19 protein-coding genes are annotated in these 21909 nt (G+C 40.9%); 12 read left to right on the forward strand and 7 right to left on the reverse strand.

The genetic code is table 11. The annotated features are described in order from the left end of the window. The first annotated feature begins 26 nt into the window (after positions 1-26). Positions 27-1187 carry a polysaccharide pyruvyl transferase family protein gene (locus ACTD55_RS14155; protein ID WP_438864985.1) on the forward strand — a complete coding sequence of 387 codons (1161 nt, stop codon included), beginning with the start codon at positions 27-29 and terminating at the stop codon, positions 1185-1187. Positions 1188-1211: 24 nt separating this feature from the next. Here ACTD55_RS14155 and ACTD55_RS14160 read toward each other — a convergent pair whose 3' ends face one another. From ACTD55_RS14160 to ACTD55_RS14180, 5 genes are all read right to left on the reverse strand, one after another. Beyond that, the gene (locus ACTD55_RS14160) at positions 1212-1673 is read right to left on the reverse strand and encodes a hypothetical protein (protein WP_438864986.1); all 462 of its coding nucleotides are present in this window, start codon (positions 1671-1673) and stop codon (positions 1212-1214) included. Positions 1674-1766: 93 nt separating this feature from the next. Continuing rightward, a complete protein-coding gene (locus ACTD55_RS14165) occupies positions 1767-3941 on the reverse strand; it encodes a type II secretion system protein GspD (RefSeq protein ID WP_438864987.1) in 2175 nt (724 codons plus the stop codon). A 6-nt stretch (positions 3942-3947) separates the two neighbouring features. Continuing rightward, a complete protein-coding gene (locus tag ACTD55_RS14170; protein WP_438864988.1) occupies positions 3948-4430 on the reverse strand; it encodes a hypothetical protein in 483 nt (160 codons plus the stop codon). Beyond that, positions 4423-5004 carry a hypothetical protein gene (locus ACTD55_RS14175; protein ID WP_438864989.1) on the reverse strand — a complete coding sequence of 194 codons (582 nt, stop codon included), beginning with the start codon at positions 5002-5004 and terminating at the stop codon, positions 4423-4425. The genes ACTD55_RS14170 and ACTD55_RS14175 overlap by 8 nt, the downstream gene beginning before the upstream one ends. Further along, positions 5001-5927, reverse strand: coding sequence for a hypothetical protein (locus ACTD55_RS14180; RefSeq protein WP_438864990.1), 927 nt, complete (start codon positions 5925-5927; stop codon positions 5001-5003). The genes ACTD55_RS14175 and ACTD55_RS14180 overlap by 4 nt, the downstream gene beginning before the upstream one ends. 122 nt (positions 5928-6049) lie before the next feature. Here ACTD55_RS14180 and ACTD55_RS14185 point away from each other — a divergent pair, with 122 nt between their 5' ends. The 9 genes from ACTD55_RS14185 (at position 6050) to ACTD55_RS14225 (ending at position 15553) form a co-directional block, all read left to right on the forward strand. Further along, positions 6050-7750 (forward strand): GspE/PulE family protein, encoded by a 1701-nt coding sequence (locus tag ACTD55_RS14185; RefSeq protein WP_438864991.1) that lies wholly within the window; start codon positions 6050-6052, stop codon positions 7748-7750. Next, on the forward strand, positions 7747-8937 hold the full coding sequence (locus ACTD55_RS14190; protein WP_438864992.1) for a type II secretion system F family protein: 1191 nt from the start codon (positions 7747-7749) through the stop codon (positions 8935-8937). The genes ACTD55_RS14185 and ACTD55_RS14190 overlap by 4 nt, the downstream gene beginning before the upstream one ends. A gap of 657 nt (positions 8938-9594) precedes the next feature. Further along, positions 9595-10014 (forward strand): type II secretion system major pseudopilin GspG, encoded by a 420-nt coding sequence (gene gspG, locus ACTD55_RS14195; protein ID WP_438864993.1) that lies wholly within the window; start codon positions 9595-9597, stop codon positions 10012-10014. Beyond that, on the forward strand, positions 9998-10384 hold the full coding sequence (locus ACTD55_RS14200) for a pilus assembly FimT family protein (protein WP_438864994.1): 387 nt from the start codon (positions 9998-10000) through the stop codon (positions 10382-10384). Before gspG ends, ACTD55_RS14200 begins: the two co-directional genes overlap by 17 nt. Further along, a complete protein-coding gene (locus tag ACTD55_RS14205) occupies positions 10368-10790 on the forward strand; it encodes a PulJ/GspJ family protein (protein WP_438864995.1) in 423 nt (140 codons plus the stop codon). Before ACTD55_RS14200 ends, ACTD55_RS14205 begins: the two co-directional genes overlap by 17 nt. Beyond that, positions 10790-11404: a PulJ/GspJ family protein gene (locus ACTD55_RS14210; protein WP_438864996.1), complete on the forward strand. Its 615-nt coding sequence runs from the start codon at positions 10790-10792 to the stop codon at positions 11402-11404. The genes ACTD55_RS14205 and ACTD55_RS14210 overlap by 1 nt, the downstream gene beginning before the upstream one ends. 42 nt (positions 11405-11446) lie before the next feature. After that, positions 11447-12388: a hypothetical protein gene (locus ACTD55_RS14215; RefSeq protein ID WP_438864997.1), complete on the forward strand. Its 942-nt coding sequence runs from the start codon at positions 11447-11449 to the stop codon at positions 12386-12388. A 349-nt stretch (positions 12389-12737) separates the two neighbouring features. Continuing rightward, a complete protein-coding gene (locus ACTD55_RS14220; protein ID WP_438864998.1) occupies positions 12738-14084 on the forward strand; it encodes a hypothetical protein in 1347 nt (448 codons plus the stop codon). 89 nt (positions 14085-14173) lie between these two features. Continuing rightward, the gene (locus ACTD55_RS14225; protein WP_438864999.1) at positions 14174-15553 is read left to right on the forward strand and encodes a hypothetical protein; all 1380 of its coding nucleotides are present in this window, start codon (positions 14174-14176) and stop codon (positions 15551-15553) included. Positions 15554-15601: 48 nt separating this feature from the next. On the opposite strand, the gene ACTD55_RS14230 is transcribed toward ACTD55_RS14225, so the two are convergent. Together ACTD55_RS14230 and ACTD55_RS14235 are read right to left on the reverse strand one after the other, a co-directional pair. After that, a complete protein-coding gene (locus tag ACTD55_RS14230) occupies positions 15602-16384 on the reverse strand; it encodes a class I SAM-dependent methyltransferase (protein ID WP_438865000.1) in 783 nt (260 codons plus the stop codon). 62 nt (positions 16385-16446) lie between these two features. Further along, a complete protein-coding gene (locus ACTD55_RS14235; protein ID WP_438865001.1) occupies positions 16447-17454 on the reverse strand; it encodes a glycosyltransferase family 61 protein in 1008 nt (335 codons plus the stop codon). A gap of 227 nt (positions 17455-17681) precedes the next feature. On the opposite strand from ACTD55_RS14235, the gene ACTD55_RS14240 reads away from it, so the two are divergent. Next, positions 17682-18548, forward strand: a complete 867-nt coding sequence (locus ACTD55_RS14240) for a sulfotransferase domain-containing protein (RefSeq protein WP_438865002.1) — start codon at positions 17682-17684, stop codon at positions 18546-18548. 463 nt (positions 18549-19011) lie between these two features. Then, complete coding sequence (locus ACTD55_RS14245) at positions 19012-21726, forward strand: rhamnan synthesis F family protein (RefSeq protein WP_438865003.1); 2715 nt, start codon at positions 19012-19014, stop codon at positions 21724-21726. Positions 21727-21909 lie beyond the last annotated feature (183 nt).

A 21909-nucleotide genomic window follows, 5' to 3' on the forward strand; every position in this document is an offset into this window, starting at 1 on the left:
ATATAGAATGATAAAGAGATAAATTAATGACAGATAATGTATCTGCAAAGCATATCTATTTGTTAAGTGCATCAGATCGATTTAATTATGGGGATTTATTGTTTCCCATAGTTGCAAAACATGAATTGGCTAAATTAGACGATTATGTATTTCATAATGTAGCTACTGTCGATTCCAATCTGACCCAATATGGGGCTCTCCCAACAAATAGCTACAAAGTATTATTGAACTATAAAAAACTTCCTCCCAACGCTACCTTATTGGTGGCGGGAGGGCAGGTATTAAATGCCGATTGGTCACGATTATTGAGTTTTATTAAACCTTTTTACTTTTCGATCTATCAAAAGTATCAAGGGAAAAAGCTGGAAAAGCTTGCTAAATGGTTATTTGGTCGGAATCAGGTGTCCTTTCCATTTATGCCCTCAGCACCAGGGTTATTAGATAAAATGAAATTGATATATCATGCAGTTGGGGGAGGGATTCCCCGAAAAGCAAAATACCGTGAAGAAGTTAGCCGCAGCTTTAAACATGCTCAATATTTAAGTGTACGTGAATGCGATGCTCAACGTGTAATCAAAAATAATTTTGGTCTAAACGCAACACTAGTACCAGATTCTGTGATGGTATTAAGTGATCTGTATCCTAAAGCCTCTTTACCTCGTAGCCTTAATAAGCCATACGCCTGTGTGCAATTTGGGTTTCATAAGAGTCAAGGCAAGCTAGAAGTCGTATTAAATCAATTACGGAAAATTTATCGTCAGCAAGGATTGGCGATAGGGCTATTATCTATTGGAAATTGTGCAGGCCATGATGACGAAATGACGGTGCAATGGATCAAACAGAATGCTGATTTCCCTGTACATGTTTTGCCATGCCAAACCATTGACCAGATAACCAGTGCGATTGCTCATGCCGAGATTTATATAGGCACCAGTTTGCATGGAGTGATCGTATCGATGTCTTACGGTAATCCCTTTGTGGCAGTAAATAAGCAGGTTAAGAAAGTGGAGGCTTATACCAAGGCATGGGCTCCAGAGTACTTACAAGGGAGTATTGCATTCTTCCGCATAGCAGAGACGACCAAACAACGTTTGGCCGCTCATATTGGCTATCCAGATTTAATACAGCAGCAAAAACAAATGGTGCGGGAGTCATTCCAGCGGATCCATCAAATAGCCGCGAAATAAGCCCAAAGAGATAGTGAACTTGGGCTACTTTTTGACAATAAAGTTTTGTGTTAATTTCCGCTTTTCAGGTTCGTCAAAATTTTCGACCAGATAATTTTGTTCTACTTCCATCGTCATCGGTCTTTTGCCGCCTTTAACCGTTATTTCTAACGGGAAGGTCAGTGATAATGTTTTGAGTGCTTGTTTTTCTTGGTTATCAACAATAACAGGCGTGGTTTCAGCTTTAAGTTGCGGCTCACCAATACAGGTCATTTTAAGTAATGTTGAACCAGCATGTTGGCGATTTAATTCGGTTGTAATATCTGTTGCTAAAAATTGGGGGAAATCATTCCCACGTCCTATTAGCCCGATCATACTTTCGACTTCTTTGGCACAGTCAAACCCGGTAATTTCAGGCTTTGCTTGTTCAGTTGCAGGCAGAGTCTTAGCTGAGACAATCGGACTAAATAATCCAGATAATAAACAAAATATTATCGCTTTTTTCATTCTTAACCTCATTATTACTAGTAAATAGAGTAGTTTAGTATCGCTAACCTTTAGCAAAATTTATGTTCGTTAACAGCATCTGTTAAATGACGTTTAGTCAATCGCAATACTGGACTCCTGTGGGACAATGTCTACAGATAAATGGTCAATTCTGGCACGTTGCAACTCGTCGGTTAATTGTTCTGCCTCAGTAGGAGAATTAAGCACATAGGGTATAATCATTATCATCAATTCGGTTCTATCCTGAGCGTTGGTATCGGTACTGAATAATTTACCTAACAAGGGAATTTTGCCTAATAAAGGAACGCCTTGCTGCCCCTTACTGGTGGTTGATGAAATTAAACCGCCTAGTAAAACCGAGCCACCGTCTTTTAAAGTTACAGTGGTACTTAATTTTCGATTCAGAATAGTCGGAGAATCAATATTACTGGAAGACGTAGCGGCAGCTTCACTTAACTCTTGATTAATTTCAATATCCACAAAACCGGAAGCATGCACAGTTGGTTTTATATCTAGTAATATACCGGTTTTTCGATAGCTGACATTTTGGATTACCGGCGCATTCTCATTGGTGGTGCTTTGGCTATTAGAAGTGATAATCGGAATTTCATTACCCACGTCGATAGAGGCCTCACCACCACTTTTGACCATAATTCTGGGGCGAGAACGAATATTGGCTTTTTTATTCTCATAAAAGGCATTTAATACTGCACGGGTTCCTGATGCTGTTAAATCAACTGGGTTAGTTCCTTTAACGTTTAATCCACTCGCGCCAAGCCCTAAACCACCGATGGTGCTTAATGATAAATCAAACCTACCAAGTGTGGACTTGGCTAGCCACTCAAGTCCGGTGGCTTCATTATCATTTAATTGTACTTCTGCCAGAATAACTTCCACCATGACTGATGGCGCAGGTTTATCTAATTTCTTGATCACCGGTAGTACCTGTAACCAGTCTTTGCCACTACCACTAAATAGAATGGTATTGAGTTGTTCATCGACGGCGTAGCGTCCGTTGGCGTTATCGTTGTTAACGTATGAACTTTGTCTCTTTGTAGGTGATGATGTTTGGGAAGATGCGGAATTTGATGAATTAGAATCATTTGGCTGACTGGAGCTTTTAAAATTAGCTACCCCTAAACTGTTCAATACTTCTACAATATGAGTGGCTGGGGTGCTCTGCACTTGATAGCTAAACAGACCATTTTCCACACTGTTATGTTGTTTAGTTTCAAGCGTTTTTGCCCATTCGATAATGTGATTTAATACTTCATCTGATTTGGCAAATACAATCAATTGGCCGACCGATTCAAGCGGTAATAAACGGATTGCTGCATTTCCGTCGCCTTTTCTGACCGCATAACCTTCGGTTTTTAAAACCTGTTCTAAATTATCAGATAATTCAGTCACGTTACTTAAGCTGGGACGAATGATGCGGCTATGCATACCTTGCATGGTGGGTCTGTCTAATAACTCTGTAGCAGCGAGTGCTTGTTCAACAATACGTTGAGGTCCAACAAAAATTAACGCATTACGGGTTGGATCTTCCTTAATTTCAAGCTCTTTACTTGGAAACATCGGCGTTAACCACCCTCTCACCATTGGTGTAGTAACAGCAGTTAGCGGGTAGATGTAAAAAATAGGGCGGCTACTGGAGGGCACTTCAGGTAATGTTCTGCCACTAATTAGTAGTGGTGTTTCACCACTGGCAATCGCTTCAGAAAAATTGAACATTAATACATTATCTTTAAGTGAGGTGGCCACACCGTAAGATTTTAATGTTTGGGTGGCCAGGCTATATAAATCCTTCTGACTCACGGGTTGGGTGATACGCATAGTAATTAAATCCGGAGTACGCTGTACACTGGGTTCAACCACAAAGTTCAAACCAAGTTGATTGCCGAAAACTTCATTAATAAAAGCGCCTACCGGCATATTGTTAAAGGTCAAACGACTTACTATGGAATCCGGTAATATTGGTACTATTGCGTCTAAAGCTTTTTCCGAGGCCTCTTTCACCGTAATGGTCGGCGTTTTTAACACTTTCAGAACACTGTTTTGTTGTTGTTCACTGCCTTCAAAAATGGTGGATTCGTTTTCTTTAATGTCTTTGGGCGCGCGCATTGGAGTAGTAAATATCTCATTGTCATGCTTGGCGGCTTGATAAGCTGGTCCCCTGAAATTAGCGCACGATGAAAGAAGGCTAATAACACTAATGACGATTAACGAGCGGGGAACTAGCGCGATAGGATGTTTAATTGATTGCATATCGAGTTATTTTCCAGTTTTGGAAGAAGTTAAATTTTTATCATCGTTTGGTGAATTGCGAAACAATGATTGCTGATAAGTCTGATTGCTGTTGGTGTTTTTCCACATAACAGTGTCTGGAAGAATTGATTGAATAATCCAGCTGTCTAGCCAGCCATCACCTTCTGTTAATTGCACCGGAGTCTGTTGATTGGGGGTAATCAATAAAATAGAGCGTGGTTTATCGGCAACAATAGCAATAATAGTTGAATCAGAAATTTGCACCGGTTTATCTTCAATAACAACTTGGGGAGACTTTTGTTTACTTTGATATTGAGGTAACACTTGCAAAGCCGATTGCCAATCAATTTCGATTGGCTTGTCACTTAACAAGTCTGTGGTATTTTTTTCTTCCGAATTATATTGACCTGATTGGACATGAGTTACAATCGAAATAAGTACGATAAGTAGCACAACAGGGATGCAAACAAGCAGTATACGTCTATTCATTTCCGTCCCTTTTATACAGCATATCGACAACTAAATTGATAGAGTCAGATGTTTTTGGGGAGTACTGTAAGGAAGCAATGCGCCGATTTTTAGCACTTTGATCAAAATAACTTAAAAACTCGATAAAGTTGGACTCATTCAGTTGGCCAGAAATATCGACACGTACTGTCCAAAATGGATGTTGCCCCACTTTCAGCTCTTCAGAACCTAATAAATTAATTTGTTTACGCTTTATTAGTTTGCCAATGATTTTTTCTATATCAGTTAATGCTTTGGCTTCGGCAGTGCTTGATGATGAGACCGACGGAATATTTTTTATTGCTAATTGAAAATTTTCATTGGTTGCCGTTAGCTGTTGCTCGTCTAGTGGTTGTTTTGCTGTACTTTGCAAACGAGCCAGTAGATTGATTTGTTGCTTAACGTCGGCCTGCTGTAAGGATAAATCATCAATAAAATATTTTACTAATGACAGGGCTAGCATCCCCACAATAGCAACCACCATCCATTGTAGTCTGGGGTTACTTTGATACTCAGCAAAGGCTTGGCTTTGTTTGAAACGAGTTACCGAATTCACTTGATTTTAGCCTCGAGAACCCAAGTATTTTGGGCATTATGGGGACGAATATTAACTTGAGCTAATGCATTTAATTTTTCTAGTTTTCCGATTAAAGAGGTAATATCAACATCGGCAGAGACAAACTCAAGTTCAACGTTTTTATTTTGCCATGTAACTTGATTGACTTTCCATACCCCTTGCTCGTTTAAAACATTAACGATGATTCCAAAGCTTTCTGGAAAAAAACCTTGTTCTTGCTGCCAGGTATGCAGGGTTGATAGCGACATTTGTTGGTCGCGTAACTGGGTTTGTTTGGCTAACTTTTCGCCTAAGTCATCTGCTAGTAGAGTATTTTGTTGCTCAACATTATATTGCTGAATCTTTATGGTTAAATATCCCGCTCCGACCCAACATAAACCACAAAAAAATAAAAACAATGTAATGGTTAGCCAAGAAGCTGGCTTTTTGAGTTCCTTATCCAGTTTTCTTTCCATCGCCCATGGAGTGGATAACACTATATTTTGCTTATTGGTTAACTGATCTTTGTCTCCGTTAACGGAGTTAGCAATGCAATCGATTAAACAGCCATCTTTCCATTGTTGTTGATAAATATAGGTATCACTAGCAATAGTGTGTTGACCTTCAGGCAATGAGGTTTGTGCTGCCGTTTCAGGAATACCCGATAAAGGCTGGGGCGAAAACCAGGCGTGTAAGCCTTTTTTACTCAGGTAGGTGTAACGATCACCTTGACTAAAAGGTGATAGCGTCTGCGATTGTAAACTGGCCCATTTTTTTATTTCGGTATTTTTTAAATTTTTTGGGAAGGGTTTAAACACAAAAAAGGTCATCGACGTTCGATCAGTTTTGTGATCAGCTGGCCAAATCCATTGGTTTATTAATGTCAGGTAACGTTCAAATTGTTGCTTAATCTGTTCTGCCATAGACGACATCTATTTAAAATCACTTCTTTTTTTAATTTTCTGTGGTGTAATATAACCTATTAAATTTGATTATTTAATCGGTTCTTTTTAATTGTCTAAAAGTACGGCATAAATGATAACCAATGGGACATTGTACCAATTTGAATAGCCAGCTGCATATCGATTCGACATATCTTGATTCTCATTTACCGCAAATTTTATTTGCCGCTAACTTAATCTCAAAGGCGGACATTAGTTTGCTGCAAAAAACAGCTCAAGAGCTCCATTGTAGCGTTGCTGATGCCCTCGTCCGCATGGGATTGTGCGGTGAAGATAGTATCTATTCGGCAATGAGCCAAGCGATTGATTGGCCACTAGTGGACAAAATAGCACAATGTCCGGCCGCCCCAGAAGTTTTAAGTGCTTGTCAGACGTATGGTCTTAATGTCGATTGGTGCATTGAACGTAATCTCTACCTTGTTCAGTCAGACAGTCAATTGTCGGTATATGTTCTCAAAGCGACGGCTGCTTTTGAATTGGGGGTGGTGGCATCCTTAGCCCAACAGCAAAAAGTTGTTTGTCATTTAATTACCCCTGCAATGGCTGTGAGTATTGCTGATGATGTTAATCGGGAACGAGCCGTTTCTGAATTGTTTGGTCAGGTTAATACTGACATTGCTGCATTGGCAGAAGAGGCGCCAGTGGTCAATTTAGTCAATAGTATTGTCGAGCGAGCGGTTCAGGCCGAATCATCCGATATCCATATTGAGCCGGGCGCACAAAATATGGTGGTAAGGTTTCGTGTGGACGGTCGCATGAATGAGTTTATGCAGCAACCGATGGCACGATTCCCCGCAATTGCTTCACGGATAAAATTATTATCGCAGCTGGACATAGCTGAGCGAAGGTTGCCGCAAGACGGTCGTTTTAGTATACGAGCGGGTAATAAAGATTTTGATGTGCGGGTTTCTACAGCCCCGGATGTGCACGGTGAGTCTATCGTTATGCGTTTATTGCCGAAAAAACGCGATGAGTTGAGTATTGATGGCTTGGGATTTGAACCTGACCACCTTAAACTAATCCGTGAGTGGGGCAGTTTGAGTAATGGAATTGTTCTAGTTACAGGGCCAACGGGTTCGGGAAAATCAACCACGCTATATGGTTTATTGGCGGATATAAAAACCGGTCAGGAAAAAATAGTGACGGTTGAAGATCCGGTAGAATATCAGCTAGATGGTATAACCCAAGTTCAGGCCAGGCCCGAAATAGGCTATACCTTTGCCAAGGCTTTACGGACTTTCTTGCGTCAGGATCCAGATGTCATTATGGTGGGAGAAATTCGAGATAAAGAAACTGCCGATATAGCGGTACAGTCTTCTTTAACCGGTCACTTGGTACTATCTACCTTGCATACTAATGACGCTTGCTCGGTCTTTCCAAGGTTAGCCGATATTGGCGTGGAGCCTTATTTGGTAGCGGCGACTATTCAGGGCGTACAGGCGCAACGTCTGTTGCGAAAGTTATGCCCCAATTGCAGTGAACCTGCAGAAGCCCCCACATTTATCAGTAAAAATATGACAGGCGATTGGCGCAAACCGGTGGGGTGTCATGAATGTCAGGGACGAGGGTATCGAGGGCGTATCGGTGTTTATGAGTTGGTGCCCGTGTCAGCTGCAATGCGTGACTTGATCACACGACGGGCACCAGTATCAGAGATTCGTGAAATGTCGCGTTTGGCAGGCAATCGCTCTTTGCTCGATGATGGATTATTGAAGGCTGCAAAAGGAATAACCAGCGTTGATGAAGTATTGCGTGTTTGTAGTGTCGAAGAGAAAGAGTCGTGAAATTCAAGTATCAAGGAATTGAGCTGGCATCCAATCAACGGGTTGAAGGTGAAATTGAAGGGGTAAGTCGGCAGGAAGTAGTGCGCTTATTGATTGACATGCGCATTGAAGCAATTAATGTCGAACCGCATATTGAGCAGCAAAAACGCGGGCGTAAAGTCACCACATCTGATCTCGCTATTCCCCTTCAGGAACTGGCCACCCTCACTGAATCGGGGGTTTCTTTGGTCGATGCCGTTAAGGCGCTGGCGCAGAATAAAGAAAATCCGCTACTGGCTCGTGGCTTTTCTGCTATTGTCAGCCGTATAGAAGGAGGTGAGAGTTTTTCCAGCGCGATTAACGAGTCTTCTTTACCCTTTCCAATTTATGTTTCTCATTTAGTTCATGCAGGAGAGCTAAGTGGCCAATTATCTATGGCGTTGCTTAAAGCGTCAGAGCAACTTAATTATGAACAAGCCGTCAAAGGCGATATAAAAAGTGCGTTAACCTATCCCATTGTATTAATTGGGGCAGGTATCGCAGCCATGCTCATTATTTTCTTTGCCGTTGTGCCTAAATTTAGTCATTTACTTGATTCGGGCAAAGAATTACCCACGTTAGCCTACGCGGTATTAACCGCAGGGCGTTATGCGAATGAAGCGCCCTATACCATATTGGCGGTATTATCAGCGGTAGTGATTGCAATGGTGACTATCTTTACCAACCAAAAAGTTAAACGGATGGTAATGGACCTGGCGTTGGAATTACCGGTGATTGGCCCCTGGTTGGGGGAACAGGATGCTGCGCGTTGGGCATCATTGTGTTCTGCAATGTTATTAGCCCGGGTTAATCTGATTGCCGCATTGAAACTGGCGGCAGAATCTTGTGAGTTTACCCGCAGACAATTGCGTGCCAAAAACATGATTACCGATATTGAATCCGGGATGACATTTACTGAGGCGTTGACTCGATCGCGTCTGGTGCCAAACACGTCGCTTAATCTGGTTTCGGTTGGGGATAAAACTGGTCAGTTGGCGGAAATGCTTAACGCGGTTGCTGCCCTGCATGATGCATCGTGTAAAAGAAGGATGAAACAAGTACTGACATTAATGGAGCCGATTGCCATTTTAATTGTTGGTGTGTTGTTGGGGATCATGATTTTAGGTATCGTTCTAGCTATTACCGCTTCTACGGATATTGCTATTTAGCTGGTTTCTTGTCATCCGGTAGTGTTCATCATTCCGATGGTGTTCGTCATCCCGGCAGTCTTTTGAGCCGGGATCCAGTAGTAAGGGCATCAAATATTTAAGAATGGATTCCTGCCTTCGCAGGAATGACGGAAAGAGACATGGATTCCTGCCTTCGCAGGAATGACGGAAAGAACGGAATGTTGGTTTTCGTCATTAAGGTAGTCCTCGTCATTCCGTTAGTGTTTTTCTATCGTCATCCCGGTAGTGTTCGTCATTCCGGTAGTCTTTTGAGCCGGAACGGGATCCACTAGTTGATAAGTCAAAAGAATAAAGAATGGATTCCTGTTTTCACAGGAATGACAGAAAGAGACATGGATTCTCGCCTTCGCAGGAATGACAAGTATTTCGTCATCTCGATAGTGTTTTTATTGTCATCCCTATGGTGTTTTGAGCCGGAACGGAATCCAATAGGAGAAACATTGATATTTAATTTAAGTGTGGATTCCTGCCTTCGCAGGAATGACAGAAAGAGACATGGATTCCTGCTTTCGCAGGAATGACAAGTATTTCGTCTTCCCGATAGTGTTTTTTATTGTCATCCCGGTAGTGTTTTGAGCCGGGATCCAGATACAATGTGTAGCATTATTTTATTATCAGTAAAAATTTTGAGGGTATATGAAACAAATTCGCCAAGCTGGATTCACCATGATTGAACTACTCGTGGTGTTAGTTATTTTAGGCTTATTAGCAGGGTTAGTGGGGCCGCAATTTTTTGGCAAAGTGGATGCCTCTAAAGTGCGTACCGCAGAAACACAAATCAAAATGTTAAAAATGGCGATGCAAACGTATCGATTGGATATTGGTCGTTATCCTAATGCATTAGCCGATTTACGCTCAAAACCTTCTGATGCCGGCAATTATTGGCAGGGGCCTTATTTAGATGAAGCAATCCCTAAAGACCCGTGGGATCATGAGTACCAATATCGAATAGATAGTGCCGCTGACCAAGGCTTTTTGTTATACAGCCTGGGAGCCGATGGCGTAGAAGGCGGTGAAGAACTGAATGCTGATATAGGCTATGTACCGAATCGCTAAAAATCAAAATGGTTTCACCATGATCGAGCTACTTGTCACATTAGTCTTGATCGGGTTGATTTCAGCGATGGTGGCTCCCCAACTTGATTCATGGCTAGCATCGCGCCGAGCGGCCGCTATTCGAATGGAAATTAGCAGTCAATTTGCCATGTTACCATTAAAGGCCAATCGTTCTGGACAGGCAATCCTGATCGATAGTGCCAGTAAGTTAAACATAACTGATGCGCAGCTTACTTTCCCCCACCCTGTCATGATCAATGCTAATGGCTTTTGCCAAGGTGGACGTTTTCAATTGCAACAAGCAGATACATTGATGGACTTCGACGTGCTATCGCCTTTTTGTGAGGTAAGACGTGTTATCCAAAACTGAAGCCGGATTCTCACTAATAGAGGCAATAGTGGCATTGGTAATACTCGCCTTAGTGTTTACCTCCGTATGGGGGTGGTTTGCGACAGCTACCAATAGTACCCAGCGTATTGAGCAAGCCTTATCGTTGCCCGAGGTGTTTTCGCAGTTTGTGGTTAATATCGAACTGGAAGATTTAAAAACGCCTCAGTCCGGCATTTATCGTATTGGTCAGTATGATGTGGAGTGGCAAGCTACTGTTGATAAACGATCCGATCAGGAAGCGTATCGTCGTCAACCAGCCTGGATAGTCGCCTTGTTTGCAATAAAGGCGACTATTAAACAAAACGGTCAACTGGTGTCCGAGTTTCAAACTAAAACGCTAAAGCAATGGCGTGATCCAAACTATGTTGAAATGCCGGATTTTTAATGACCATCCCTTATCGAACGATCAAAAGTATCCCCGCTGCCCAAAAACAGGCAGGTTTTAGTTTAATTGAAATGTTGGTGGTGTTAGTTATTTTGGCGCTCACCACCTCGTTGATGACACAAGGCCTATCCACCACATGGAGTAATTTTTCTCGCCTCGGGGCCCGTGATTTACTCAATTCTTCGGCACAATTACCCTTAAGTTGGTTTTCACAAAGCCTGGCCGGTGCGGTGTTATATCATCCAGATGTGCCGTCGGTGATTGGGAGCGCTAACCGTTTTGAATACATCACCTTCATGGCGCCCGATGACGCAAAACATATTCCACAAAAAATAGTATGGCAATTGGTTTCAACAGACGGTGGTTGGCAATTAGCTTTTTCAAGCGAAAGCCATCCGCAATTATCTTATATAAAAGCCTTTTCGTCGTTACCCCGCTTTGAATATTGGGTGGATCAGCAATGGCAAACCGAATTTAAACCGGATGCTGGCCGATTACCTACTGCGGTAAGAATTGTTCAGCAAGATACGATAATGGTAGTCGCTAAAATAGCTCGACCGGAACAAGCCGATATCCCCGCCGAATTGCCCATCTTCGGCAAGTACGAGTTTTAGCTGAGCGCATACATGGTAACCGATAAATTCAATGGGGTAGGAGTGAAAAGTCGTGGAGCGGTCTTGATTGCGGTACTGATTATTTCGGTAGTGTTAGTTGTCTTGATGGGGGTCACTTCCAAATTAATGGATAGCCGTTTGCAATTAGCCTTGCACTCCAAACAAATGTATCGCGATAAAACAGCCGTTTACGCCAAAGCCAATGAGTTAAGTTATTTACTCGCCACACAACGCTTAACCGTGGCAGGAGTTAGCCAAGGTATTGCAAAGCAGAGTCTGGAACGTAATGACGATGGCTTATTTCTTAATCCTATTGCTGGAGATGAAATCCGTACCGATGGTTACCAATATAACGACGATACGGGCATGAAATACAGCATCCAAAATGAAAATGGTTTAATCCCGATTAATTCTTCAGGGCAGTATTGGTTAAAACGTTGGTTAAAAGCCCAAGGCTATAATATGGCTGAGCAAGCTAAATTTGCCGATATTCTGGCCGATTATGCCGATGCGGATGATTGGCGTCGGCCTGGCGGTGCCGAAAAAAGTGAATACAACGCAAAAAAACTATCGGAACCGGCTAATTTTTTACTACAAAATTGTAGCGAGTTACAGCAGTTGCTACTGTGGCAAGAGTTGTTAAAACAGCATCCTGAATATATGGGATACTGCAGTTTACGCCGTACCCCATCGATTAATATTAATGCTATTCCGATCCGATTATGGCAAATGATATGGCCACAATCGGCAACTCAACTTGCTCAGCGCAGAAAAAACAATAGCTGGTTTATTTATGCTGATGAAGTCAGTCAAATTGAGCCCTCGTTTATTAATGAGTCAGATGAAATGTATTCACCATTAGGGGGGAACACTTTTAAGCTCATCGTCAATCTGCATCAGCAAATCTATAACAGTAGAGTTACTATCGGCACTAATCTACATCCTCCGGTTGTTTTTAAAGCGAATGTGGACTTTAGTCACTGATAAAAAGCCAGCATAGATGAATTGGAGTATTTTTTAGTATACCTAAGTATGATTTTGCTGCTCAATAAATGGGCTAATTGTCTGAAAAAAGATATGTTTTTTTACTTTTAACGATTGTTTACGCCATCTAACTACTCTATAGTTGCGCCATCAAAATTGACGTGTTAAAACTTGCTTCGTCAAATTAGCGGATAAGTTCGTGTTAATTCTGATAAATTTGATTAAAAAAGTTGATTACTACAAACTAGTGTTGTAGCTTATTATAAGTCGTCTGGTGGTTAGTCACCAAGGACTTGGTGGCAAATTGCCATGATACAAAAAACTATAGTTACTCTTGCAGGAGACTGGAATGTTAAATAAAAAAATCTTAGCCGTAGCAATTGCTACTGGCTTTACAATGAACGCTTACGCAGTACAGGATTTAAATGCTAGTCCAGCTGATAAAGCCGTTGTTTTTGCTAAAGAGCTTATCACCGCAGGTTCTGATGTGGTTGTTACTAACGCGGGTAATATTTTAGATATTAAATCTAAAGTAGGTTTCTCTATTGCTGATGGTACTTCTAAATATGTGCGTATCGTTTTAACTAATGCCGTATTTGAAACCGCCGTTGTTGCAGGTGATTTGTCTTCAGCTACTAACGCTGATGCTGGTTTTGCTATTTCTCAAGGTGGTGCTAAAGGCGATAATTATGTGGTTATCGAGGTTTCCGCTACTAATGCTAATGATATTCAGCAAACTGATACTATCACTCTGGCTGTAGCTGATTTAAATATCTCGCAATCAGCGACTACAACTGTTGCTTATACTTTGCATGATTCAGCGGTAAATGCTGTTGCTGGTACTAATGCACTGGCTAGTTATTCAGGTGCAGTTGCCCAGGTTGCTAGTATTACATCTGGTACATTTGTTGATGCTAAAAATTCTGTTGCTACAGTAGATTCACAGTTTATTGCATTTGGTTTTGGTGCGTCTTCTGGGTCTGATGCCATTTCAGCTACTGTAGGTTTGGTAGGTGCAATCGATACTAGTAAATATCTAACTGGTACCGGATATAAAACAACTGGTGTTGCTGTTGCTGCTGCTGATTTAGTTACCCCAGCCCAAAATGTTACTTTTACAGGTGACTTTAGCTTCGGTACTTGGACTTTATTTGACAATGCTACATGTACTTCTAATGCAAATGATGTTCCTTTGACCGTTAATGCTGATGAAGATGGTACTGATGCAGAAGCGATTGCTGATGTAAATGCAGCTTCTTATTTGTGTGTTACTGTAAATGGTACCGATGCTATCGAAAAAGGCAGCTACAGTGTTTCTTTGGATACTGATGAGTTGACTGATACTATTGGTAAAATTTCTTATGACACTACGTCAATTGAAGTACCTTACCTGTCTACTTATACTGGCGTAAATCAGAAGTTCTTCTTGGTTAACAACGGTGCTTCTGATGCGGTTTATACTATTTCTTTCACAACTGAAGATGGTGTAACTGCAACTGATAAAGCTAAAGCCTCTGGTACTGTTCCAAAAGGCGAAATGTTAACGATTAAAGCAACTGATATTGTTACTCTGGCCGGTGCAACACGTACTGCCGCTACCATTGAAGTTGAAGCGAAGGATGAAGATATCTCTGCTGCAACTCAGACAGTTAACCTGTCTACTGGTGGAACTGATACTGTTGTTCTTAACGACTAATCTTTATTAGTTATATCTTAAAAAGCCTTCGCTAAGCGAAGGCTTTTTTGTATCCGCAATTTGTTAAAAATGAGTAGGAAAATGGGTTTATGAGTCGATTAATCCTTTTGGTCTTTTGGATTTCATTCGAGGCGTTGTGTGTACCGTTTGATCTGGAACAATCAAATCCATTGTTTTTTGCCAAAGAACCGCTATCACGACTTGATTTTACCGGAAGTGGTGGGGTTAAAATTTATAATGCGGGTGATGTTCTTAATCTTACTTTTACGGTCAATTTTTCTTTGTCACCTAGTTCAAAATACGTCAGACTCGACGTGGAAAATGGTGTTTTTAATCAGTCTTTTCCAACGTCAGGGTTGGCTGTTGATCCTAACTATACAACACAGTTATCAGCAGGAGGGGGACTGGGCGACAATTATATGATTGTCGAAGTGAAATCTCCAACCATGCTGAGTCGAGATACACGTTTAACACTGGAAAGTAATGCATTTATTATTAAGGATATTAGCAAGCCTTTAAGCGTTACCTATAGATTATATGAAACAGCTTCAGATGCGATATACGCGGGCCCTTATCTGACTGAGATTAAAACGGATATGGCTCAGGTTATTTCAGCACTGGGAGCTTCTTTTACTCAGTCATTTACACATCGGGTGGGTTTCAACAGTGATTTTTTGCGTTTTAATCCTACCCTTAGAACTCCCAATGTCTTTAGTTTAGGGGATGCATCGGCACAGTTAGCGTCAACCGGAAAATTTGTAGGTGAAAGATTGATTATTGATAATGTGTTACTCGCCTCTACCGCTTTACCCATTACTGACTTCAGAGAATTATTGGCTGGAGTGAACACTTCTAATCAGAGCGCAACTATCAGTGGTGATTTTTCATCGATTAAAGCATTTTTAAATGAAGATGATGATTGTGCTGGAGCACGTTACGAATTAGGCGAATATACATCTAAGAATGAATTTAACGTTAGCATTGATACGTTGGTCGATTATCCTGTTTTTTGTTTGTCTGCTGAGCGAAATGATGCTCCAATTAAACGGTCAAGCTATCAGTTGGATTTGGGGTTGGGGTTTGGAACCAGCGAATTAGCTGAATTGGTTTATGATGCCGCTACCATTGATCTGCCATATATCACCAATTATAACGGATATCGTCAGCGGATAATGTTAGTTAATCATACCGGTTACGAAGTTGCTTATACATCGAGATTCGTTACTGAACAGGCTGTCGGTGATAATTTTATTGTGGGAGACATGGCTAGTGGGGTTATTCCTGCGCGTACCACTTTGAAGTTAAATGCAGAGGATCTGGTCACTATCGGGGCTGGTGGCCCCTCTAGAATTAGTGCGCGAATATTTATTGATGCCAAAGCTAAAGACATTTCTGCTGCGGTACAAATATTGTCCCCCAGTAGTAGTGAGCCGCCAATTACGCAAGTGTTACAAGTAATAGAGTATTAAATGTAGTTCTTAGAGTGGCTAACAATAAATATTAGTGTTTTATTACCATTAAACTTTACGGGCTACTACAGAAAAAAATGTACGGTATTTGGGAAATAGTTTTAGAAATAGATTTCCCATTCTTCGTTTAAACTTGGAAGTCGACTGCCATTCCCCGCGATAAATGATTGTTTCAACCTTGAATCCAATACGGCCTAGAAAAGTAATAACTTCTACCGGTGAATACAGGCGTACATGACCCATATGCCCCAAATGTTGTAGCTTCATATATTCGTCATATAGATTGGGGGGCAGTTTGCTTTTGAATACAAAATTATACCAGCCTTTCCACGACATTAAATTTGGTGTTGATAGCATCAATAATCCGTTAGGAGCCAGTACTCGATGTACTTCTTTCAAGGTAAAGACGGGATTAATTCTTAGGTGTTCAAAAACTTCATTAAATACCGCTACATCAAAAGTATTATCTTCCAGAGGTAATTTAGTAATTTCAAAATCGATACGTTTTACCACTAAGTTATCTTTTTCGATGATTGATCTAAAACGGCCTGGCTTAAGATCTAGGCCCACAACATCATATTGCAGTCTTTTCAATGCGGTTGTAAGAATGAACGGTGCCGAACCGAACTCAAGGATTTTTGACTTTGGTTGAGCAAAGCGCTGAACATAATCTATGTCATAAGATAATCTTTTTTTCTGACCTTTGGCATATTTTCTGTACCAGTTTAAAAGTTTTTTGTCATTGGGTGTTATATCAGCGATCGCATCATCAAGACTCTTTATACTAGACGGTGTGACTTCCCAGTTCTCTGAAATTATTTGTTGCTTCAAGTTTATAACCTTAACTATTTTACTTTATCTTAGGATACGCATTTTGGTGCTTGAGTGCTATATCAAGATATGTCGCATTTAACAATTTTCATTATACATTCAAATGCTTTAGGGACGTCTAATTCTACATTTTCATTTGCTTTGGCAAAATGACTTAAACAATCAATATAGGTATTTTTAATACCAGAAATGGCATCAATCATAAAAAAATTAGTATTAATATTTTTGTTGGATAATGTGATTAATTGCACGTTATTTGAGTAAGAAAATAGTATTGAATGCAATGCGGAACCAATTGTTCCAACTATAAACTCTGCACTGTTTACTAGCTGTATTTGTTCAGCTAGTGACATTTTTTCTGGGTGGTGAATCGTGAATCCTGCTTTTTCTAGTAGTATTTCCAACTCTTTTTCATCTTTTACTATACGTTTTGATGAGTGCAAAGCACTTCTAGATAAATATACTTTGTTGGAATAGAGTTGTTTGCTTCGTTGTTTAGATAGGATGTTTTTAGCCATATTCCTGCATGTTATACCGTGTTGTGAATGAATACTTTTTCTAATGGTAAAACTGGATTCGGGTACAACGACTTGTTCAATTTTGACTTGTTTATTTAGAAATAGAAAATTTTCAGGTTTGCAAAAATTTAAATTGTTGATAAATATTCTTTGATATACAGGAATCGAGTTAAAGTTCTTATGTAATATTTGGGTTTGTTTAGGTGCATTGTTATGGAATATGATTGGTAAATTAGATTTTTCTAAATACCACAGTTTACTTATTTGTTCTGTAATAAAATGTCCATAATGATGGTAACCAAAAGAATTTATAAAGATTGCTTTTTGAATACCCTGTAAATTTTTCTTTAGGGGGATTTTGTTAGGGGGACTGCTGGCTTTTTCATTTTGTCCTCTAATAAGAATGGTTTCTTCTATAAGAGAACCGTTATTGTCATATAAAGCACAATAACGAGGGTCAAAAATGACATCATGATAATATTTTTCGGCCAAACTATCTAAAATCTCAAAATCAGCTCTTAAATCACTATCAAATTGAACAGACTCGTGCATTATTTTACCTACAAAATTTAACTGATAAGAGATATACATTATACCTGTTGCAGCTATGGTCCACTTTAGTTTTTGGAAATGTGTATATATGCCAAGTTAATAGAATAAATATTATAATTGGCTATAAATATCCATTTTAACTCAGATACAACTGTGCCTAAATACTCTGCCATTAAAGCCGATTATGATACGATTTCTAACACAGTTTTTTATTTTTTAGGATTTTCGTGCAACAAACAATACAATTAGTCACAGGGATCCCCCGCTCTGGTACCACACTCTGTTGCAAATTGTTAAATCAGCGGAGTGATGTTATTGCGCTACATGAGCCAATTAATCCATCATCATTTTCCAAATCCATTAGCCCAAATCAAGCGGTTGTTGAAATTCAACACCAAATAGAAGGTTTTAATCATGCGATTCAGCATGGTTTGCCTTTTAGTCATGGCGCTCAAGGTGGACTAGATATTGATAACCCGGTGGGAAATGAGCAACAACGTGGTATACGTCAAGTCGTGGCAAAACGGGGGAAAATCCAGTTAGCGCCTCGGTTAGCCAAAAGCTATCAGCTTGTTGTGAAGCAAAATGCGTTGTTTACAGCTCTGTTGCCGTTACTTTCGAAAAACTATCCTATTGTGTGCATAGTTCGAAATCCGGTGGATGTGTTGTTATCCTGGATGACAGTTGATCTCCCTGTTAATCGCGGTCATATCCCGGCAGGCGAGCGTTTTTCACCGGAGTTGCGTGAAATGCTACGAGGTAAAGATTGCTTGCAACGACAATTGACCATTTATCAATGGTTTATTAACCAGTTTAGCCAAAGTGGTTTGTCTATTGTACGTTATGAAGACGTGATCCACAGTAATGGAGCTGTACTGGATAAGGCGATTGGTTTGGCTGAAATACAACGAGATAGGTTAACGGCTAAAAAACGGCAGTTTGAATTATCTATTGTTGACAGGATTGAATCCGTTTTACCTCGGCTGTTTGCGATGGATTATGCAGGATTGTATTGTGTCGCAGATATTCAACTGGCGTTGGATATGGTTGTTGAGAATGGATTCCTGCTCCCCGATAAAAGCACTCGAGGATGAAGTTTTTTTGCAGGAATGACGGGAAAGGATGTGGATTCCCGTCCCCGATAAAAACACTCGAGGATAAACTTTCACGCAGGAATGACGGGAATAGAGTTCGTCATTCCGGTTGTCATTTGAGCCGGAACGGGATCCAGAGGTAGATGCGTTGATATTTAGAAATGGATTCCTGCCTTCGCAGGAATGACAGGAAGGGATGTGGATTCCTGCTTTCGCAGGAATGACGGGAAGGGATGTGGATTCCTGCTTTCGCAGGAATGACAGGAAGGGATGTGGATCCCTGCTTTCGCAGGAATGACGGGAAGGGATGTGGGGTCCTGCTTTCGCAGGAATGACGGGAATAGAGTTCGTCATCCCGGTAGTCTTTTGAGCCGGGATCTATATTTCCGAATATGCTTTATGTGCAATAATGTTAGGATTAACAGCATTATCTCAATAACGATTCTATTAATAACGATTATTCATGCCAGATAACCATTCACACAATTCTTCTTTATTTTATTTATGTACTGGCTTTCATCGTAGTGGTACTTCACTGGTTGCTCAGACGTTGGCTGACAATGGCATGCGTATGGGCAATGAGTTGATGGGAGCCAGCTTTAGCAATCCGTTGGGGCATGTTGAAGATCTGCCTGTTGTGCGTTTGCACGATAAAATATTTAGTATTAATGGCGTCGATTGGCGCTATCACGACCATGCTCCGCTGGTAAAGCCCAATTGGTTGTCGAATTATATAAATCGTTATTGTGTGGAAAAGCGTAATGATACCGATTTAAACGGTGTTAAGGATCCCAGAGCCGTATTTTTTCTTAAGGATTGGCATCATGCTCTTGGACCTGACTTACGTTGCATTTTTATCTACCGGCACTGGTCTACGGCCTGTCATTCGTTGTTTAAGCGGCACAGTCGTCATTTAATTAATAGTGTGCCTGCCATGGTTGCCAATAAACTTAATTTCAGTTTTTGGCAGCATCCTGACTTAGCCTTCGATATGTGGCGAACGAGCAATAAGCGCCTGCTGGAGTTTTATCATGCTCATCCAGATAAATGTTTGCTCATTTCACAACAAGCTTTTGTAGATAATAATTTGAGGGTGCAGCAATGTGCCAGCAAAATCGGTTTATCGGCTAATAACTTTATTTGCGAAAATTACCGACCCACATTAATGACTGAAAATGTACAACAATCGACGATCAATATGCTATCCACTGAGCAACGACAACAGTTGGATGATCTATGGTTTGAATTAGAACAAAATGCCGACGTTGCTTGTGGCAATGTACCCGAAATTGTGAAAGACAAATGGTTTCCCGCTCCCCGGCATTTTACTCACAAGAGTCGCCCGGAGAGAAGGCCGATAGTTCTAACACCGTTCAATTTAGCTGAATTAAGCTGGCAGGAATGTTTTGGTTTCTTAGTGCGTATACCCACTAATCGCACTGATCAACAGTTATTTGCGGCATTATTTAAACGACATTTCACTAGCGTCGAAAATTACCAGACTCTGGCACAAATTACCCACAAAGTAGGCGACTATCTTTCTACTAAATTGGCAAAGATGCGCGCCATGCAAGTGGATTGTCAGAGCTGGCGAATAGCTGATTGGCGACTTTTTACTGACGATGATCGCCAATGGATTACCAAAGACTCTACTGAATTGCCGCAGGGGAATCCGTTTTCGCTTAGACCTAAGACTGATTTAACCAAACGTGAGACAAAATTCACTTTTGATTTAGATAAAGACTGGTCTGTCTTTTTGGATCTATTACAGGATAAACCAAGGTCGGTGGTTGCAGATTGGTTAATCGGTGGACTGTTATATAAGGCATGCAATGATGCACAGGTATATCAGGCCATTGCCCATATTGCCATACAGCACAAATTGTATGCTATTGCCGAGTTTTCCGTGCTTTACGGCATGCGTTTGCAGCAAGATGCGATTAATACTATGACATTGGGGGATGTGTATCGGGCGACCGGTTTAATTGAGCCTGCGCGAGCTTGTTTTATGTTGGCTAACCGTTTTGAGCAAGATGAACCCGGCATTCTGGCAAGATTGGCTGATGTTTGCCTAACTGCCGGTGAATATGATGACGCTCGGATTTATCTAAAGCAGGCCGGTAATATTGAGCCAAATCACCCTGTTGTTGAGTTTTGCCAACAACGAATGACACCACATGTTTCCTCGGATCCGCAACAGGAAACAACATCTACTATGGATTTGTCGCCCATGTTGATGCCTGACAATGAGCACTATGAAAATGTTGTGAACTTAATGCGCACTGATTACTTGCAGGGTAAACAACGTGATCAGTTTTATCGACAAAATGCTTTTGTACAACGCCATAACCGGCAATGGTTAGGGGCCGGATTACAGCATTTAGCACCACGGTCACAAATTAATCTTTGTAGCCATATTTATTCCCACTGGCGTACCTTATTTAAACCAGCAGTATTAGCGACAGAGCTGGAACTGGCTTCACAACCTGCGCCTGAGCAAATTAACGTCGAAAAGGCGGCACATTTAAAATTAAAAACAGCAGTTACCCTGTTTGTAAATGATGTGTCTTTGTTATCAGAGTTGTTTTGCTTTATTGAAAACATCTCTGCTGCAGTTGATCTTTATTTATTTGTAGAGCCTGATAATTATATTAAATTGCAACAAGTACTTGAGCAAAGCTCAATCCAGTCTTTGCCTATTGTGACCACATCGAACCAACCGACAGAACAAATGCTTTTGCAAACTGAATTAGAGTTGGTTAATGGTTATCAGCTAGTTTGTCGTTTGACTACGTTATCGCTAGACGGAAATAAACCGTTGGCGAATTGGCGATTACAGTTGTTATTTTCATTATTAGGGACCCCAGAGCTTGTCGAAACTATTGTTGATAAGTTTGTACAAGAGCCCCAATTAGGTTTGGTTTGTGCGCCATACCATAAAGCCTGGGCGAATAAGCTGGCGGAGGAAATTCAACGTTGGCGTGTACATAGTGGTTTGGGGGATTCATTGGTTGAGTTATGGCCTGTAGTTGGTGGAATGTTTTGGTATCGTCCTGCTGCTTTAAGGACGTTTAGTGAGGCTGAGCATCAGCTTGAAGACGCGATGACGTGGCAATTACCCGTGAGTATTTATCAAAATGATTTTTATTGCCGGTTTAGTCATCGGTTAGATGATTAGTTTTGGCTGTACTAAATTGTTGATTTCGTTCTGTTCCGGTTTCCGGCTCAAAACATTACCGGGATGACGACAATTTTATTCCTGTCATTCCTGCGAAGGCAGGGATCCATACTTAAATATTGTGACATACCAACTAATGGCTCCCGGCTCAAAACACCACCGGGATGACGACAATTTTATTTC

The organism is Neptunicella sp., assembly GCF_048268085.1.
GTDB lineage: Bacteria > Pseudomonadota > Gammaproteobacteria > Enterobacterales > Alteromonadaceae > Neptunicella.

Excerpts from the sequence above, each read along its gene's own strand:
- ACTD55_RS14245 (WP_438865003.1), top strand. The coding sequence starts at position 19,012 with ATGCCAGATAACCATTCACACAATTCTTCTTTATTTTATTTATGTACT.
- ACTD55_RS14180 (WP_438864990.1), bottom strand. The coding sequence starts at position 5,927 with ATGGCAGAACAGATTAAGCAACAATTTGAACGTTACCTGACATTAATA.
- ACTD55_RS14225 (WP_438864999.1), top strand. The coding sequence starts at position 14,174 with ATGAGTCGATTAATCCTTTTGGTCTTTTGGATTTCATTCGAGGCGTTG.
- ACTD55_RS14220 (WP_438864998.1), top strand. The coding sequence starts at position 12,738 with ATGTTAAATAAAAAAATCTTAGCCGTAGCAATTGCTACTGGCTTTACA.
- gspG (WP_438864993.1), top strand. The coding sequence starts at position 9,595 with ATGAAACAAATTCGCCAAGCTGGATTCACCATGATTGAACTACTCGTG.
- ACTD55_RS14235 (WP_438865001.1), bottom strand. The coding sequence starts at position 17,454 with ATGCACGAGTCTGTTCAATTTGATAGTGATTTAAGAGCTGATTTTGAG.
- ACTD55_RS14170 (WP_438864988.1), bottom strand. The coding sequence starts at position 4,430 with ATGAATAGACGTATACTGCTTGTTTGCATCCCTGTTGTGCTACTTATC.
- ACTD55_RS14185 (WP_438864991.1), top strand. The coding sequence starts at position 6,050 with ATGGGACATTGTACCAATTTGAATAGCCAGCTGCATATCGATTCGACA.
- ACTD55_RS14160 (WP_438864986.1), bottom strand. The coding sequence starts at position 1,673 with ATGAAAAAAGCGATAATATTTTGTTTATTATCTGGATTATTTAGTCCG.
- ACTD55_RS14165 (WP_438864987.1), bottom strand. The coding sequence starts at position 3,941 with ATGCAATCAATTAAACATCCTATCGCGCTAGTTCCCCGCTCGTTAATC.
- ACTD55_RS14155 (WP_438864985.1), top strand. The coding sequence starts at position 27 with ATGACAGATAATGTATCTGCAAAGCATATCTATTTGTTAAGTGCATCA.
- ACTD55_RS14200 (WP_438864994.1), top strand. The coding sequence starts at position 9,998 with ATGTACCGAATCGCTAAAAATCAAAATGGTTTCACCATGATCGAGCTA.
- ACTD55_RS14210 (WP_438864996.1), top strand. The coding sequence starts at position 10,790 with ATGACCATCCCTTATCGAACGATCAAAAGTATCCCCGCTGCCCAAAAA.